General features: G+C 34.7%; 17 protein-coding genes. 13 read left to right on the top strand and 4 right to left on the bottom strand.

Annotated elements, in window-relative coordinates; genetic code table 11:
* Position 1: 1 nt before the first annotated feature.
* On the bottom strand, positions 2–322 hold the full coding sequence (locus ABC346_RS15610; RefSeq protein ID WP_413235722.1) for an ArsR/SmtB family transcription factor: 321 nt from the start codon (positions 320–322) through the stop codon (positions 2–4).
* Between the two features lie 170 nt (positions 323–492).
* On the opposite strand from ABC346_RS15610, the gene cbpB reads away from it, so the two are divergent.
* The 8 genes from cbpB (at position 493) to ABC346_RS15570 (ending at position 8476) form a co-directional block, all read left to right on the top strand.
* Positions 493–942, top strand: a complete 450-nt coding sequence (gene cbpB / locus ABC346_RS15605; protein WP_413236565.1) for a cyclic-di-AMP-binding protein CbpB — start codon at positions 493–495, stop codon at positions 940–942.
* Between the two features lie 127 nt (positions 943–1069).
* Positions 1070–1780 carry a 2,3,4,5-tetrahydropyridine-2,6-dicarboxylate N-acetyltransferase gene (dapD, locus tag ABC346_RS15600; RefSeq protein ID WP_413235721.1) on the top strand — a complete coding sequence of 237 codons (711 nt, stop codon included), beginning with the start codon at positions 1070–1072 and terminating at the stop codon, positions 1778–1780.
* Between the two features lie 15 nt (positions 1781–1795).
* Entirely contained in the window at positions 1796–2908 is a 1113-nt protein-coding gene (locus ABC346_RS15595) for an N-acetyldiaminopimelate deacetylase (protein WP_413235720.1), read from the top strand.
* A 66-nt stretch (positions 2909–2974) separates the two neighbouring features.
* Positions 2975–3217 (top strand): YkuS family protein, encoded by a 243-nt coding sequence (locus ABC346_RS15590; protein ID WP_413235719.1) that lies wholly within the window; start codon positions 2975–2977, stop codon positions 3215–3217.
* Positions 3218–3361: 144 nt separating this feature from the next.
* On the top strand, positions 3362–3790 hold the full coding sequence (locus tag ABC346_RS15585; RefSeq protein WP_413235718.1) for a TlpA family protein disulfide reductase: 429 nt from the start codon (positions 3362–3364) through the stop codon (positions 3788–3790).
* A gap of 337 nt (positions 3791–4127) precedes the next feature.
* Positions 4128–5876, top strand: a complete 1749-nt coding sequence (locus tag ABC346_RS15580) for an ABC transporter ATP-binding protein (RefSeq protein WP_413235717.1) — start codon at positions 4128–4130, stop codon at positions 5874–5876.
* An 11-nt stretch (positions 5877–5887) separates the two neighbouring features.
* Entirely contained in the window at positions 5888–7720 is a 1833-nt protein-coding gene (locus ABC346_RS15575) for an ABC transporter ATP-binding protein (RefSeq protein ID WP_413235716.1), read from the top strand.
* 93 nt (positions 7721–7813) lie between these two features.
* Positions 7814–8476: a potassium channel family protein gene (locus tag ABC346_RS15570; RefSeq protein ID WP_413235715.1), complete on the top strand. Its 663-nt coding sequence runs from the start codon at positions 7814–7816 to the stop codon at positions 8474–8476.
* A 78-nt stretch (positions 8477–8554) separates the two neighbouring features.
* Here ABC346_RS15570 and rnjA read toward each other — a convergent pair whose 3' ends face one another.
* The 3 genes from rnjA to def all read right to left on the bottom strand — a co-directional run bounded on the left by rnjA (position 8555) and on the right by def (position 11614).
* Positions 8555–10222, bottom strand: a complete 1668-nt coding sequence (rnjA, locus tag ABC346_RS15565) for a ribonuclease J1 (RefSeq protein WP_413235714.1) — start codon at positions 10220–10222, stop codon at positions 8555–8557.
* A 3-nt stretch (positions 10223–10225) separates the two neighbouring features.
* Positions 10226–10441, bottom strand: coding sequence for a DNA-dependent RNA polymerase subunit epsilon (locus tag ABC346_RS15560; RefSeq protein WP_413235713.1), 216 nt, complete (start codon positions 10439–10441; stop codon positions 10226–10228).
* A gap of 621 nt (positions 10442–11062) precedes the next feature.
* Positions 11063–11614: a peptide deformylase gene (gene def, locus ABC346_RS15555; protein WP_413235712.1), complete on the bottom strand. Its 552-nt coding sequence runs from the start codon at positions 11612–11614 to the stop codon at positions 11063–11065.
* A 238-nt stretch (positions 11615–11852) separates the two neighbouring features.
* Here def and ABC346_RS15550 point away from each other — a divergent pair, with 238 nt between their 5' ends.
* The 5 genes from ABC346_RS15550 (at position 11853) to lpdA (ending at position 17884) form a co-directional block, all read left to right on the top strand.
* Complete coding sequence (locus ABC346_RS15550) at positions 11853–12536, top strand: YkyA family protein (protein ID WP_413235711.1); 684 nt, start codon at positions 11853–11855, stop codon at positions 12534–12536.
* Positions 12537–13109: 573 nt separating this feature from the next.
* Positions 13110–14192: a pyruvate dehydrogenase (acetyl-transferring) E1 component subunit alpha gene (gene pdhA, locus ABC346_RS15545; RefSeq protein ID WP_017796535.1), complete on the top strand. Its 1083-nt coding sequence runs from the start codon at positions 13110–13112 to the stop codon at positions 14190–14192.
* 3 nt (positions 14193–14195) lie between these two features.
* Positions 14196–15173 carry an alpha-ketoacid dehydrogenase subunit beta gene (locus tag ABC346_RS15540; protein WP_413235710.1) on the top strand — a complete coding sequence of 326 codons (978 nt, stop codon included), beginning with the start codon at positions 14196–14198 and terminating at the stop codon, positions 15171–15173.
* 23 nt (positions 15174–15196) lie between these two features.
* Positions 15197–16474 (top strand): dihydrolipoamide acetyltransferase family protein, encoded by a 1278-nt coding sequence (locus tag ABC346_RS15535; RefSeq protein ID WP_413235709.1) that lies wholly within the window; start codon positions 15197–15199, stop codon positions 16472–16474.
* A 3-nt stretch (positions 16475–16477) separates the two neighbouring features.
* Positions 16478–17884 (top strand): dihydrolipoyl dehydrogenase, encoded by a 1407-nt coding sequence (gene lpdA / locus ABC346_RS15530; RefSeq protein ID WP_413235708.1) that lies wholly within the window; start codon positions 16478–16480, stop codon positions 17882–17884.
* The last annotated feature ends 21 nt before the right edge of the window (positions 17885–17905 follow it).

The following is a 17905-nucleotide window of genomic DNA, read 5'->3' as shown; positions in this document are numbered from 1 at the left end:
ATTATTCCTCCTTATTCGTGTGCTTCATATGTTCAATAGCTTGTTCTAACAATTTAATAACATGCTCGTCATCAGGAGAATAAAAATACATATTTTTTTCTCTCCGCTTCTTAACTAATCGTAATTGTCGCAGATATTTTAATTGATGAGAAATTGCCGATTGAGTTAAATCTAAATGTCGTACAATCTCATTGACTGAGCACTCTTGTTGAAATAGTAAATGCAAAATACGGATACGTGTCGGATCAGATAAAGCTTTAAATATCTGTGATATATGTTCAATCGAGTTCTCTTCTAAATAGTTAATAGACAATGGATTCATCCCTTTACAATATGATCATATGCTCATATTGTAAAACGTGTGTAAGGAATTTGCAAAAGATAAAACGATATTAAGGTGTCATTTATATTTATATGGTAAAATATAGTTGGAGTGTTTTGATGAATAAATGGATTAGTATTGCAAGATGTAATATGAAAGGGGCGAGTGTATTGAGTACGATTCAGGAAACCCAGTTATCTGACTTGTTTATTAGTGATTATTTTGTTCCGTCAGAAAAAGTTGCCCATGTACAGTTAAATAATCCATTAGAGCATGCTTTGTTAGTACTAGTTAAATCGGGGTATGCAGCGGTACCGGTTCTTGATTCCTCGTATAAATTTGTAGGGATTATAGGAAAAACAGTCATTTTAAATGAAACATTAGGTTTAGAGAAATTTGAAATGGAAAGACTTGCTGAAATGAAGGTCGAAGAAGTAATGAATACAGATGTACCAACTTTGACACGAGACCATACAATACTAGATGGATTAAATGCTGTAATCAATCATGCGTTTATATGTATTGTGGATAGTGAAGGTTATTTTGACGGGATACTGACAAGAAGGGCAATCTTGAAACAAGTAAAGAAAAACATATATATTAATGCTTACAAAAAATAACAGCTTCTATTATGGAGGCTGTTTATTTTTTTTATCTAAAACAAAAAATCTACATAGTCTGAGTTGCGACATAACTTACCGTCTGCTAAAGTAATAAAGAGATTATTATATTGGAGGAATAGAAATAATGATGGATGCTAATGAAATTATACAATTTATATCAGATAGTAAAAAAAGTACACCGGTTAAGGTATATGTAAAGGGTGAATTAGACAAGCTTTCAGAGTCTAATACAATAAAAACGTTTGTTGATTCTAAAAGCGGAACCTTATTTGGTGAGTGGAAAGATATTCAAGCTTACTTAGAAGAAAATAAAGCATTAATTGAAGACTATGTCATTGAAAATGATCGTAGAAATTCAGCTATTCCTATGCTTGATATGAAAAATATCAATGCTCGAATTGAACCTGGAGCAATCATTCGTGACCAAGTTGAAATCGGTGATGGTGCTGTTATTATGATGGGCGCTTCGATTAATATAGGTTCGGTTATAGGTGAAGGAACGATGATTGATATGAACGCAGTATTAGGCGGTAGAGCAACAGTAGGGAAGAATTGTCATATTGGAGCAGGTTCCGTTCTTGCAGGTGTAATTGAGCCACCTTCTGCTAAGCCAGTAATCGTTGAAGATGATGTTGTTATCGGGGCTAACGTAGTTGTTTTAGAAGGAATTACCGTTGGAAAAGGATCCATTGTTGCAGCTGGATCAATCGTGACAAAGGATGTTGCACCTAACACACTTGTTGGTGGTACACCAGCAAAAGTACTAAAGGAAATTGATGAACAAACAAAGTCTAAAACAGAAATCAAACAAGAACTTCGTAAATTAGATAATTAAGGTTGCGTTGTTAAGATGTTACAATTACAACAAATTCGAAGGGATTTACATCAAATACCAGAATTAGGATTTCAAGAATTTAAAACGCAATCGTATCTTTTGGAACGAATTAATGAAATTGCTACAGATGATGTTGAGATAAAACAATGGAGAACCGGAATCCTTGTCTACGTTCATGGTAAATCTCCAACTAGAAAAATAGGATTTCGTGCAGATATAGACGGGTTGCCAATTTTAGAGCAAACCAATCTACCTTATGCATCATTGCATGAAGGACGGATGCATGCTTGCGGACATGATTTACACATGACGATTGCGCTAGGGACGATGGAGAAAATCATTCAAGATCCAATTGATGATGATGTTATTTTTGTGTTCCAACCGGCAGAAGAAGGTCCTGGTGGTGCAAAGCCAATGCTGCAATCAGAGGAATTTCAACAATGGAAACCAGATATGATTTTTGCATTGCATATTTCTCCTGAACTTCCTATAGGAACCGTTTCTTCTAAAGCCGGTTTATTATTTGCAAATACAAGCGAATTATTTATCGATTTTGAAGGCGTAGGTGGGCATGCCGCTTATCCTCATTTGACAAAGGATATGACGGTTGCTGCCAGTAATTTTGTTGTTCAATTACAACAAATAGTATCCAGAGGTCTTAATCCACTTGATGGGTCTGTAATAACCATAGGAAAGATGGAAAGTGGATATGTCCAAAATGCTATTGCAGAAACGGCTCGTTTAGAAGGAACAATAAGATCTACGGACGCAGAAGCAATAGATATGATTAAGCATAAATTAAACCGTTTAATGAAAGGTTTTGAAATTAGCTATGATTGTTCTATAAACGTAGACTATGGCGCTAATTATTACCAAGTAATAAACGATACTACTTATGTGCAGCAGTTTGAAGATGTTATAAATAGTAAACAAAACATTATATATCAGCAAGCTAGTGCCGCAATGACCGGTGAAGACTTTGGTGATATGTTGAAAGAAATTCCTGGTTTTATGTTTTGGTTAGGGGTAGATTCTTCTTATGGATTGCATAATGCTAGATTAAATCCAAATGAAGATGCAATCGAAGTAGGAGTTAATGCTGTAATTTCAATGATTCGATCTTTTTAATGAATAATATGTGGATGCATTAGAGAAGCTAATTCTTAGAAGTATATTTTCTAGGAGGTTAATGAAATGGCTCGAATTGCAGTAGAATCTACCTTAACAGATGTAAAGCAAGCTTTATCTGAAATGGGACATGATGTAGTAGATCTTCGTACAGAACAAGATGCATCAAATTGTGATTGTTGTATTGTATCTGGTCAAGATAATAATGTTATGGGGATACAAACAACGAGTATTGCTGGTCCTGTAATCAATGCTGATGGTCAAAGTGCCAATCAAATTTGTGATATGGTAGACCAAAAGTTATCTTAATAAAATGTAATTAAAAAAAACTTGTGGAGAATAATTTTTCCACAAGTTTTTTATTTTGGGAATTTAAATACAGTTATTTGTGTCAGAGTAGCAATTACTTACATATATAAGAAAAGACTATATTCCAAGAGGTGAATAATATATATGCGAATTAATGATACTTTGCCAGAAGATCTTCATAGACAAGGAAAATGGTATCAAGGTCGTTCTGTTCAATTAGGGAAGCCGCTATTAATTGTATTCTGGTCGGTTAGCTGTGATAGTTGTTCCGTTGCAATGAGGCAATTATCTAAACTACAAAACAACTTTAGTGATACTCAAATACTCCTTATTCATACACCACTAGTTGATGAAGACAATGATTTAAATATAATACGTAATAAGTCTTCACAATTTAATGTAATTGCATCAAAAATTGCAGATATGGATGATAATTTAAGCCAATTATTTCGGGTGAAATATGTACCTGCATTTTATTTATTTGATCAGGAAAGGAAACTTCGTTTTAGTCAGTCAGGAAAAAGTAATACATCGTTACTCGAAAACAAAATAGCAAGATTATACAGGAGATAAAGTGTAATAAAACAACTTTATAAAATTGACTCAATTTATCAACCTAAGATTTAATCTCCATTTGATTAGAATATAAGAAGCAGATGAAACTGTAAGGTTCGGATGGGAACAAGTTGAACGTAAATATAGACTTAAAAACTCTTCTTTACATTCTTATGTTCCTTGTTAGATGCTTACACTCCATCTGCTTTTTTGTTGTACATAATTTGTATGCTTATCTAACTTCATAAAATAGTGTGTAAAAAAATAATTTTAAAAAAATTTAAAAATATAGTGGATATTTATTTCGGAAACCGTTATATTAATAATTACGGAAAAAGTGAAAGGAGGAATAAATTTGGAAACATTTAAGAAACTAAAACATTTTTATTGGCCCTATAAAAAGTATTTTATATGGTCTATATTATTTATGTTAATTGTTACTTCGATTACGGTAGTATATCCAATTATGCTACAGGTTACGATTGATGATGTGGTACTTCAGTCACGTTATGAATTAATTCCATGGATCTGCGGACTTTTCTTAGGGTTAATGGTTATCAAAGGTTTCTCTACATTTTCATTTCAATACTTAGGCGATCTATTCGGTATGACTTCTGTCTATAAGTTAAGAGAATCTCTTTATGATAAGTTACAAACTTTAGCATTTAAGTATTATGATAATGCTAAAACTGGAGATATTATGTCGCGGTTAACTGCTGATGTAGAAGGATTTAGGTTTTTTCTTTCAGTTGGATTTGCAGAGTTGTTACGAATTATATCACTTATAGTAATTAGTTTATCTATTATGTTTTATTACTCTGTTCCATTAGCACTTGTAACAATGGCAGCTATGCCTTTTTTATCAATCGTTGTCTTTCAGTTTGATAAACGCGTTCATCCAGCTTTTCGTAATGTAAGAAAATCTTTTGGGCAATTAAATACGAGAGTTCAAGAGAATATAAGTGGGATGAATACTGTCAAATCATTATCTAGAGAAGACTTTGAAATAGGAAGGTTTTCTAATAGTAATGATAATTATCGACAGAAGTACTTATTTACTTCGAAACTGTGGGCAAGATTCTTTCCGATGATGGAGTTTATTGGTAATGTATCTGCAGTTGTTCTATTAGCTTATGGTGGATACTTAGTTATTAATGATTCCATGAATCCAGGAGAATTGGTCGCTTTTTTTAGTTTAGTATGGTATATCATGGGACCATTAATGAATTTAGGATTTATTATTAACCAATTTTCTCAAGCGAAAGCATCAGGAGAGCGATTGTTAGAAATATTAGAAGCGAATGAAGATATTGTCGAGAAGGAATCAGCAATAGAAGGAACTGTAAAGGGACATGTGCAATTTAATGATGTCACACTTACTTATATTAAGGACGATGATGAAGCATTAAAGAATATTAGTTTTGATGCTCCTCCGGGAAAAACTATTGGTTTAATTGGATCAACTGGTTCTGGAAAAACAAGTATTACTCAATTAATTACTCGGTTTTACGAGCCAGAACAGGGAGAAGTTTTACTTGATGGGCGTCCAGTCAGTGACTACAAACTAAAGACGCTTAGGAGTCAGATCGGGTTTGTATTACAAGAGCCGTTTCTTTTTTCTACAACGATTCGAGAAAATATATCTTATGGAAACCCTGAGGTCACTGAAGATCAAATAGTTCAAGCAGCAAAAATGGCTCAAGCACATGATTTTATAATGGAACTTCCGAATGGGTATGACACGCTTCTTGGAGAAAGAGGTATGGGATTATCTGGTGGTCAAAAACAAAGAATAGCAATTGCGCGTGCCATTTGTATCGACCCAAGCATACTTATTCTCGATGATGCAACATCTGCAGTAGATATGCAAACGGAATTTAACATTCAAAAAGCATTACGTGAAGTAATGAAGAATCGTACTTCATTTATTATAGCTCACCGTATTTCTTCATTAAAACACGCAGATGAAATTTTAGTATTAGAAGACGGAGAAATTGTAGAGCGTGGTACACATGATTATCTCGTAAACAATAATGGTCCGTATGAACGTATATTTAAGATTCAATACCAAGATCGAGAAGAAATCTTGAGTACGGTAAAATAGGAGGTGGACAGATGGCCAAAAATAAGGAAAAACAAAAGTCGGAAAGTAAACATCTACAACGGTTTCATTATACAATTGATCAAGCAATTGAAAAACCATTTAACTGGCAACAAATGTGGAGACTATTACAATTTCTAAAACCGTATTCAAAGACCTATTTACCTGGAGCGGTTCTAGCAATGATGGTTTCAACAGCAATCCGCTTAGCTATACCAATTTTAATTGGTAAAGTAGCCTTTGATGTTGCAATTGCAAATAAAGACACTACGTTATTAACGTATTTAGTAATTGGAATTGCAATTCTTTATGGTATAAGTTTTGTCGCGAATACATTTCGAATTAAATGGGTGAATATCTTAGGTCAAAATGTTATTTATGATTTACGACAAAAACTCTTTTCCCATGTTCAACGATTATCACACCGATTTTTTGATAGTCGTTCAGCTGGTTCCATTTTGGTTCGAATTCTCAACGATATTAATTCCCTGCAGGAACTATTTACAAATGGGATTATTAACTTATTAATGGATCTATTTATGTTAACGGGAATTTTAGTTATCTTGTTTGTATTAAGTCCACCACTTGCTTTAGCAGTAATTATTGTTATTCCATTAATGTTTTTGATATCTACGACATTACGTCGTAAAATACGCCGATCATGGCAGGTAGTAAGACTACATCAATCGAGAATGAACTCACACTTAAATGAAGGTATTCAAGGGATGCGTATCACTCAATCTTTTTCACAAGAAAAAGAGAATGCCGAGTTCTTTGATGGTGTAAATACTGGATTCTTTCAGAGTTTTCGCGATGCTGCTAAGAAGAGTGCATTGTTTCGTCCACTCGTAGATATTTGTGATGCTGCAGGTACAATTATACTTATTTCTTATGGAGCCTATTTAATATTGAATGAAACAATAACAGTTGGTACATTTGTTTCTTTTGCTTTTTTCCTTGGAATGTTTTGGGAACCTATATCACGTCTCGGGCAGATGTATAATCAGCTCTTAATGGCGATGGCATCATCCGAGAGAATTTTTGAATTCCTTGATGAGCGTCCTAATGTAGCAGAAAAGAACAATGCTTATAACATCGAAGAAATGCATGGAGAAATCGAGTTCGATGATGTTGAATTTTCCTATAATAAAGATAGAATTGCGTTGAAAAAACTTTCAATTCATATTAACGCGGGGGAAACAATTGCTTTAGTTGGTCATACAGGGAGCGGTAAGTCTACAATTGCAAATCTAATAAGCAGATTTTATGATCCTACATCTGGAGCAGTAAAAATTGACGGAAGAGATTTACGTGATGTTACGATTGATAGTCTGCGCCAAAAAATTAGTGTCGTATTACAAGATACATTTATTTTCTCGGGAACAATCATGGAAAATATACGTTTTGGAAGACCGACTGCAACAGATGAAGAAGTAATCGATGCTGCTAAGGTAGTAGGGGCGGATGATTTTATTCAGCGTCTTGCAGATGGATATCAAACAGAAGTGGAAGAGCGAGGGAATATACTTTCAGCTGGAGAAAGACAGTTATTATCTTTTGCAAGGGCACTGTTAGCAAATCCTAGTATTATTATTCTAGATGAAGCAACTGCCAGTATCGATACAGAATCTGAAGTGAAGATACAAAAAGCATTAAAACGATTATTAAAAGGTAGAACTTCTATCATTATTGCACATAGGCTTTCTACAATTCGAGAAGCAGATAATATTTTTGTTCTTGAACAAGGAGAAGTTTTGGAACAAGGAAATCATCAATCTTTATTGCAACAAAAAGGAAAATATTATGAACTTGTGAAGTCACAGTTTACCATGTTAGACGCAATGTAGAGTAAATGGAGGGGCAATTGTAAAATTAGTTGCTCCTTTTTTTATGTACTAGTATGATAGATGTAGTTTTAGTTTTTAATTGGAGGCTATATAATGAATAAAGATTTTGCTGTAATTGGATTAGGTCGTTTTGGCGGTAGTATTTGTCGTGAGCTTAGTAGAGAAGGAATGCATGTTTTAGCGATTGATTCAGATGAAGAAAGAATTAATGAATATAAGAATATAGCCTATCATACAGTGCTAGCTGACTCAACCGATGAAGATGCGCTAAAAGAAATAGGTATTAGTAATTTTGATCACGTAGTCGTAGCAATAGGGGAAAACATCCAAGCGAGTATACTAACAGCTGTAATTTTAACGGATATGGGAGTAAATAAAATTACCGTTAAAGCACAAAATGATTACCATGAAAAGATTTTAAATAAAATAGGTGTACATCAGGTTGTCCATCCAGAAAGAGATATGGGAAAGCGATTAGCTCATAATTTTATTTCAAGCAACATCTTGGATTATCTAGAATTATCGGATGATCATAGTATTGTTGAGGTTAAAGCAGGGGAAAGAATGATTGGAAAGAGTTTGATTGAACTCGATATCCGAGCTAATTTTGGTTGCAATATTGTTGCAATTAAAAAGGGACATGATATTAATGTATCTCCAAGTGCTGAACAAGCACTACAAGAAGGGGACGTACTAATTGTTATTGGGTCGGATAAAGATATCACAAGGTTCGAAAGAGAGCTTGTGATTGATTAACAGTCTCTCCGCATAAAAAAAGAAAAAGAACTATCTTCTGTGGGGTAATTAAACCTTCCAGAAGATAGTTCTTTTTAGTTAAACCTCCATGATAATTGGAAGTACCATTGGACGTCTTTTTGTTTTTTCATATAAGAATGGAGCAATTGTATCGGTAATTTCATTTTTAATTTCTGACCATTGTGTTGTTTTGCGTTCCATTACTTTTTCTAAATGATTGGATACTAATTTCTGAGCTTGATTAATTAAGTCTTCAGATTCTCTCATATATACGAAGCCTCGAGAGATAATATCTGGACCAGAAGCAATCTTGAAGTCGCTCATGTTAATGCTGACTACAACAATAACTAATCCTTCTTCAGATAAGATGCGACGATCTCTTAGAACGATATTTCCTATATCACCAATTCCACTACCATCTACGTAAACAGAACCAGAAGGGATTTTTCCAGCGATAGCAGCATGATCCTTGCTTAGGGCAAGAACATCACCATTATCCATTACAAAAGAATTTTCAGCCTCTACGTCACAAAGTTCTCCTAATTTAACATGTTCTTTTAACATACGGTATTCTCCGTGTATTGGCATGAAAAATTTCGGGCGAATTAAACGAAGCATTAGTTTTTGCTCTTCTTGACTTCCATGACCAGAGGTATGAATGTTACTCAACTTACCATGGATAACATCTGCACCTGCTCGATATAGTTTATTAATGGTTCTGCTCACGCTGACAGTATTCCCTGGGATTGGAGAGGAAGAGAATACTACAGTGTCTCCTGGAATTAATTGAATTTGTCTATGCGTACCATTCGCAATACGAGATAGTGCCGCCATTGTTTCACCTTGGGAACCAGTACAGAGGATCGTTACTTCGTTAGCTGGAAAACGATTGATCTGGTTACCTTCAATAAATGTATCCTTCGGAGCTTGGATATAACCTAATTCCAAACCAATATTAATAGCAGATTCCATACTTCTACCAAATACAGCTACTTTACGATTGTACTTAACAGCTGCTTCCACAACTTGTTGTAAACGATAAATGTTAGAAGCAAATGTTGCGAAGATCAATCTGCCATCGACTCTGCTGAAAATATCGTGAATACTTTCTCCAACGACACGCTCAGACATTGTAAATCCAGGTACTTCACTATTTGTACTATCTGAAAGAAGGCATAATACACCTTCAGAACCAATCTCTGCCATTTTTGCAAGGTTAGCCGGTTCACCAACAGGTGTGAAATCAAACTTGAAATCACCAGTATGAACAATGTTACCTGGTGGTGTTTTGACTACGACTCCATAAGAATCGGGAATACTATGTGTCGTACGGAAAAAGCTAACGGATGTTTTTCGGAATTTAATAATATCATCTTCTTGGATTGTAATTAGTTTTGCATTTCTCAGTAAGCCATGCTCTTCTAATTTATTGCGAATTAGTCCAATTGCTAATGGACCTGCGTAAATTGGCACATTAATCTCACGCAGTAAAAATGGAATACCACCAATGTGGTCTTCGTGACCATGGGTAATGATTAACCCTTTTATCTTATCTTCGTTTTGTACTAAATACGTATAATCAGGGATAACATAGTCAATTCCTAAAAGTTCATCTTCAGGAAATTTAATCCCAGCATCAATTAAAATAATTTCATCTTGAAATTGAATGGCATACGTATTTTTGCCGATTTCGCCTAGTCCGCCTAGTGCGAAAACAGCTGCTTGATCATTTTTAACAAATTTCATGAGCTAGAGGTTCTCCATTTCTAATTTTCCTGTGTCTTTTTCATATTGGAGGTGTGCCTCATCCAACGGTTGAACAAATTCAATATTATAGTTATGGTCACTATCACTTATTTTTTTACGGACTTCACGTATAGTTTCAGCTTCTACGTATAAGCTTTTTGTACGTTCTCTTACTGGAACTTCTTCTGGAAGTTCCTGATATAAAACTTTAAAAATCATTTAATCTCTCCTAACTAATAAAAAGTAATATAATTTTATCTCTATGATATTACATTCCGATATATAGGTAAGTTTCCGTGGGCTTACCTAGTTTTGATAAATGGCTAATTGCAGTGATTGGTAATTCATAAAATAGCTTTATCTAAAAGTAGTTGGTACACGTCCTTCTTTGCCTAAAAAATCTTTAAACCGTTTCTTCAGCTTTTCTTTTAGGCGCTTCAGCATGAGGACTCACGTCTCCTTCCAATATTTTATGAAAAGCAACATTAACCCTCTACCGTCCAATCCTCTTATCTATAGTATAGTACGAAATCGTAAATAATTAAATAAAAATCCATAAATTATAAAAAAATAGTTTCGTTATTTAACCATCTTTTTAGTATGATTTACCAAAGTAACAATTCTATACCTGCGATGTATATGATAATTACAAGCTGGTATTCAATGTTTACAATCTAAGTATGTAACATATAATAAACTTGAGAAATACGGTTTTAGTTCGATATACGCAATTGCCCAATTTATCCTGCATGTAGCTGAGTAGTAAAACCCCCCACTTCAAAACTATGGAGATTAGCCAAAAGGATAGGTGGGGGATTAACTTCCGTGAAATATCGGATTCTATTCAATTGCAGAAGAATTCTCAGGGATGTTAAATGGATTTTCTTTATTGATTCGATCGAAAAACATAATGCCATTAATATGATCAATCTCATGTTGAAATACAACTGCCGGATATCCTTTTAGCCGTAATTTAACTGGCTGGTCATTAATATCGGTTGCTTTAATAGTAATCCTTGCATGGCGAGGAACATAGCCTTCTACCGGACGATCAACGGATAAACAACCTTCTCCACTTGATAAATAAGATTGTTCTACTGAATGGCTGATTATTTTAGGGTTAACTAATCCCATACTATATAATTTTCCATCTATATCTTCGAAATGGATAGCGATAATCTGTTTTTCAATACCTAATTGAGGAGCTGCTATACCCACACCAGCTCGCAATCCGTATTTCTCTGCTATTTCTTCATCTTGACTATTTTTCAAAAATTGAATCATATCTTCAAGTAATTGCTTATCATCTTTTGATAATGGAACTTCTACAACTTCTGCATTTTTCGTTAAAGATGGGTGGCCTTCACGAACAATATCCTTCATTGTAATCATGATACTAACTCCTTTTCATGTGTAAATTAAGTTATTAATGGGTATTCATATATAATGATAATGAAAGTTACTTCATTTTTATACCTCTATCATTTTAACATAATCATATTCATTCCTTCATAGAATATACATATGATAGAGGTAATTAAGGGAATTATTTACTTTTTCATCTGATTATTTATGGTATAATTTATAAAATACTGTAAACAACGAAACAGAGACATAGGAGGAGTTATTAGTGTTTAAGAGGGGTTTGCTAACGGTATTATCAATTCTATTTATTCTAGTTATTACAGGCTGTAACAATGAAACTACTGAGGAAACAATACATAGTCATTTAGAAGAGGCTGTTGCATTAGAAGAGGATTTTGAAAATCAACAGCAAGAGATTACAGAACTAGAAGAAAAAGAACAAGAGATATACAATCAAATTATTGATCTAGGAGTAGAAGAAATTGATAAAATAAAAGAATTAGCAAATGAAGCTATATCCGTTATTGAAGATAGAGAAGAAAAGATTGCTGCTGAAAAAGAAAGTATTGAAGCGTCAGAGGATGAATTTAGTAATATTGAAGAATTAATTAATGATATTGAAAATGAAGAAGCTTTAACAAATGCAGAAAATATGGTAGAAGTAATGAATCAACGCTATGAATCTTACTATACATTGAATGATGCATACATGAATTCATTAAGTCTAGAAAAGGAATTATATGAACTATTACAAAAAGAAGATTTAGAACAGGAACAATTAACGGAACAAATAAATGCTGTGAATGATAGCTATGAAAAAGTAATCGAAACAAATGACGCATTTAATGAATATACAGTTGAGTATAATGCTTTAAAGCGAGAGTTTTATGAAAGTACGGATTTAAATGTAACATACGATGAGGAATCAGAAGCAGAACAAAAAGAGTAAAATTAATTAATTCAAACACGCGATAAGTAAGTCTTATCGCGTGTTTTTTGATGGGGAGTTTTATCCTGTATGTAATGGGCAATAATACCGAACATTCCGAGCAAATGAGGTTAACCAGAAGAATTCAGTGGAGAGAGAATGCCACCAGTAAAAAAGTCTTAACTTAATATTTTAAATAGATATTGTTTTACACTGAATATTATCATTGAAATAATGTCGAGACATGGAAGAGTTTCTGTATCTAAATTATTAATACAGTTTATACAAGGGACTGATACAGTTTCTTGAAAAAACTATTTTTCAGTTATTGGCTTTCTTGTAATCGTTATTAAATGTGTTATTCTAAGAAAACAAAGTGTTTGACCATAATAAGAAAATGCGCTAATATATAGGAGACAAAAAATTGTATCATTATCTCTCTGGATATTTTTGTAACAGATTTCCCTTATGCAGAATGACATGGTTATGATATTTACGGAAAGGGTAAATGAATAATATGTAATTTTTTGTGATCTTGGGTAGGCTAGGAAAGAAAATAATAAAGCATATATGGAAAGGAAGAGGTGAACCATTTTGAAACAAGTACTTGAAAATATTGAGAGTCAGTTCGAAATGTTCCAAATTCTAGATGAAAATGGAAAAATTGTTAACAAAGATGATATGCCCGATCTATCTGATGATGAGCTTAAGGAGATTATGAAACGTATGGTATACACGCGTATACTTGACCAACGTTCTACTGCCTTAAACCGTCAAGGAAGATTAGGTTTCTATGCACCAACTGCTGGACAAGAAGCTTCTCAATTAGGAAGCCAGTTTGCATTAGAAAAAGAAGACTTTATTTTACCAGGATATCGTGATGTTCCACAATTAATTTGGCAAGGTCTTCCACTATATCAAGCATTCTTATTCTCTAAAGGACATTTTCATGGTAATCAATACCCTGATGAATTAAGAGCTCTTAGCCCACAAATTATTATCGGTGCACAGTATGTACAAACTGCTGGCGTAGCACTTGGAATTAAAAAACGTGGCAAGAAAAATGTAGCTATTACTTATACTGGTGATGGTGGTACTTCTCAAGGTGATTTCTATGAAGGTATTAACTTTGCTGGTGCATATAAAGCTCCTGCAATTTTCGTAGTTCAAAACAACCGTTTTGCTATTTCAGTACCTGTAGAAAAACAAACAAATGCCAAAACGTTAGCACAAAAAGCAGTTGCTGCTGGAATCGAAGGAATCCAAGTTGATGGTATGGATGTTTTAGCGGTATATGCTGCAACTAAATTTGCTCGTGAACGTGCAATTAACGGTGAAGGTCCGACATTAATCGAAACATTAACTTATCGTTTTGGGCCACATACGTTATCTGGGGATGACCCGACTCGTTACCGTACAGAAGATATGGACAATGAATGGGAGAAAAAAGATCCAATCGTTCGTTTCCGTACGTACCTTGAAAGCAAAAAGCTTTGGTCAGAAGAAGATGAAAACAAAGCTATTGAGCAAGCTAAAGAAGATATTAAAAAAGCAATCAAACAAGCAGAAGAGCAACCTAAACAAAAAGTTACTGATTTAATTGCGAATATGTACGAAGAGCTACCAACTCATCTACAGGAGCAAAATGAAATATATAAAGAAAAGGAGTCGAAGTAAATCATGGCACAAATGACAATGATTCAAGCTATCACTGATGCAATGCGCGTAGAATTGAAAAATGATGAAAACGTGCTTGTTTTTGGTGAAGACGTTGGACAAAATGGCGGAGTATTCCGTGCAACAGAAGGTCTTCAAGATGAATTTGGTGAAGATCGTGTGTTTGATACACCACTTGCTGAATCTGGAATCGGTGGACTTGCGATCGGTTTAGCTTTAGAAGGATTTCGCCCAGTACCAGAAATTCAATTCTTCGGCTTCGTATATGAAGTAATGGATTCTATAAGTGGACAAATGGCGCGTATGCGTTATCGTTCTGGCGGTCATTATAATGCCCCGATTACTGTTCGTGCTCCATTTGGTGGAGGAGTCCACACTCCTGAATTACATGCTGATTCATTAGAAGGATTAATGGCACAACAACCAGGTTTAAAAGTTGTTATTCCTTCAACACCATATGAAGCAAAAGGTCTATTAATTTCTGCTATCCGTGACAACGATCCGGTAATATTCTTAGAGCATATGAAACTATATCGTTCTTTCCGTGGCGAAGTTCCTGAAGAAGACTACACTGTTGAAATTGGGAAAGCTGATGTGAAACGCGAAGGTTCTGATGTAACGTTAGTAACCTATGGTGCAATGGTACATTCATCATTAAAAGCAGCAGAAGAATTAGAAAAAGACGGGATTCAAGCAGAAGTAATTGACTTACGTACAGTTTCTCCAATTGATTATGATACAATCCTAGCATCTGTAAAGAAAACAAACCGTGTAGTTGTTGTACAAGAAGCACAGCGTCAAGCGGGAGTTGCAGGTCAAGTTATCTCAGAAATTCAAGAAAGAGCAATTCTAGAATTAGAAGCTCCAATTCTACGTGTTAGCGCGCCTGATACAGTATATTCATTTTCTGATGCAGAAGAAATATGGTTACCAGATCATAAAGATATCGTAGAGAAAGTAAACGAAGTAATTAATTTCTAAAATAGTTTAGGAGGTTTCATAGCATGGCATTTAATTTTAAGTTACCGGATATTGGTGAAGGTATTCATGAAGGTGAAATAGTAAAATGGTTCGTAAAAGAAGGCGACGAAGTAAAAGAAGATGATGTACTTTGTGAAGTACAAAATGACAAATCAGTTGTCGAAATTCCTTCTCAAGTAGATGGAAAAGTTACAAAGATTCACGTTGCTGAAGGCGATGTTGCAGTAGTAGGAGATACACTGATTTCTTTTGATGCTGAAGGTTATGACGATGAAGAAGAAAGCGGAGATGACGCTTCTTCAGAACCTAAAGAAGAAAAATCTTCAGAATCTAAAGAAGAAGAAAAAGAATCGTCTAAAGAAGATTCAAGCGAGCAATCTGATGATTCTCGTGTAATCGCAATGCCTTCTGTTCGTAAATTTGCACGTGATAACGATGTAAATATTAAAGATGTAAACGGAACTGGTAAAAATGGCCGTATTCTAAAAGAAGATGTAGAAAGCTATCTAAATGGTGATCAGCCATCTAGTCAAGCTTCTGAGGACAAAGCTGAAGCTTCTTCTGAAGATAAGCAAGAAAAAGTTGCACCTCAAGGTCAATATCCAGAGACTCGTGAGAAGATGAGTGCTATCCGTAAGTCTATTGCTAAATCTATGGTTAATTCCAAATCAAAAGCACCACATGTTACACTTATGGATGAAATTGATGTAACAGAACTTGTTGCTCACCGTAAGAAATTCAAAGCAGTTGCTGCTGAACAAGATATTAAGTTAACTTATTTACCATATGTAGTTAAAGCATTAGTATCTGCGTCCAAGAAGTTCCCAATCTTGAATTCTTATATTGATGAAAATACAGATGAAATTGTTGAGAAACATTATTACAACATTGGTATTGCAGCAGACACAGATAGAGGTCTATTAGTTCCAGTTGTAAAAGATTCTGACAAGAAATCTATTTTCCAAATCTCTCAAGAAATCAATGAATTGGCAGGGAAAGCTCGAGATGGTAAACTTAAACCTGATGAGATGAAAGGTGCTTCTAACACTATTTCAAACATCGGTTCTGCTGGTGGACAGTGGTTTACTCCAGTATTAAATTACCCAGAGGCAGTTATTCTAGGTATCGGACGTATTGCCGATAAACCAGTTGTTCGAGATGGTGAAATTGTTGTAGCTCCAGTTCTCGCTGTATCTTTAAGCTTTGATCATCGTATCGTTGACGGCGCAACAGCACAACTTGCACTTAATCAAATTAAACGATTATTGAATGATCCACAATTAATTATGATGGAGGCGTAAGTAATGGTAGTAGGAGATTTTCCGGTAGAAGTAGACACTCTAGTCGTTGGGGCAGGACCTGGTGGCTATGTTGCGGCAATTCGTGCTGCACAATTAGGTCAGAAAGTAACAATCGTAGATAAAGGAGCTCTAGGTGGAGTATGCTTAAATGTAGGTTGTATTCCTTCTAAAGCACTTATTGAAGCTGGCCATAAATATGAAAATGCACATGGTTCTGAAGATCTTGGAATCACAACAGACAAAGTAGAAGTAGACTTTTCTAAAGTTCAAGACTGGAAAGGTTCTGTTGTTAACAAACTTACTTCAGGTGTTGAGAGCTTATTAAAAGGTAATAAGGTAGATATCGTAAAAGGTGAAGCGTATTTCGTTGATGCAAATACTGCTAAAATCGCTGGTGAGAGTAACTCTCAAACGTACAAATTTAAGCATTGTATTTTAGCAACAGGTTCTTCACCAATTGAAATTCCATCATTTAAGTTTTCTGATCGCGTTATCGATTCAACTGGCGCATTGAACTTAAAAGAAGTGCCGAAGAAAATGGTAGTAATCGGTTCTGGCTATGTTGGAACAGAGCTTGGTACAGCATATGCTAACTTTGGAACTGACATTACTTTCTTAGAAGGTGCGAAAGACATCCTAGGTGGATTTGAGAAACAAATGACGCAACTTGTTAAAAAAGGCCTTAAGAAAAAAGGTGCTACTATCATCACTGAAGCAATGGCTAAAGGTGTTGAGGAAACAAAAGATGGCGTAAAAGTTTCTTATGAAGTAAATGGAAAAGAAGAAACAATCGAAGCGGATTATGTACTAGTAACTGTAGGTCGTCGCCCTAACACAGAAGAGCTTGGTTTAGAGCAAATAGGTGTTAAGATGACAGACAGAGGCCATATTGAAATAGATAAGCAATGTAAAACAAGCATTGAAAATATCTATGCAATTGGTGATATTGTAGAAGGACCTGCACTTGCGCATAAAGCTTCTTACGAAGGTAAGATTGCTGCTGAAGCTATTAGCGGTGAAAAATCTGAAATCGACTACGTAGGTATTCCTGCAGTAGCATTTACAGAACCTGAATTAGCTACAGTTGGTATGTCTGAACAAGACGCAAAAGATGCTGGTTATGATGTGAAAGTGGGTAAATTCCCATTTGCTGCGAATGGTCGTGCACTTTCTTTAAATAACACAGACGGTTTCTTAAAACTAATCACTCGTAAAGATGATGGTTTGGTAATCGGTGGACAAATTGCTGGTCCGAATGCTAGTGATATGATTTCTGAGATTGGTTTAGCAATCGAAGCAGGTATGACTGCTGAAGATATCTCATTAACTATCCATGCTCATCCAACATTAGGTGAGATTACTATGGAAGCAGCAGAAGTTGCTTTAGGTACACCAATTCATACAATGTAATATATATAAAACTGCCAAGTA

This window comes from Oceanobacillus phoenicis (assembly GCF_047238145.1).
In the GTDB taxonomy this organism is placed as follows: Bacteria; Bacillota; Bacilli; order Bacillales; family Amphibacillaceae; genus Oceanobacillus.
This window is presented reverse-complemented; position numbering and strand designations above follow the sequence as displayed.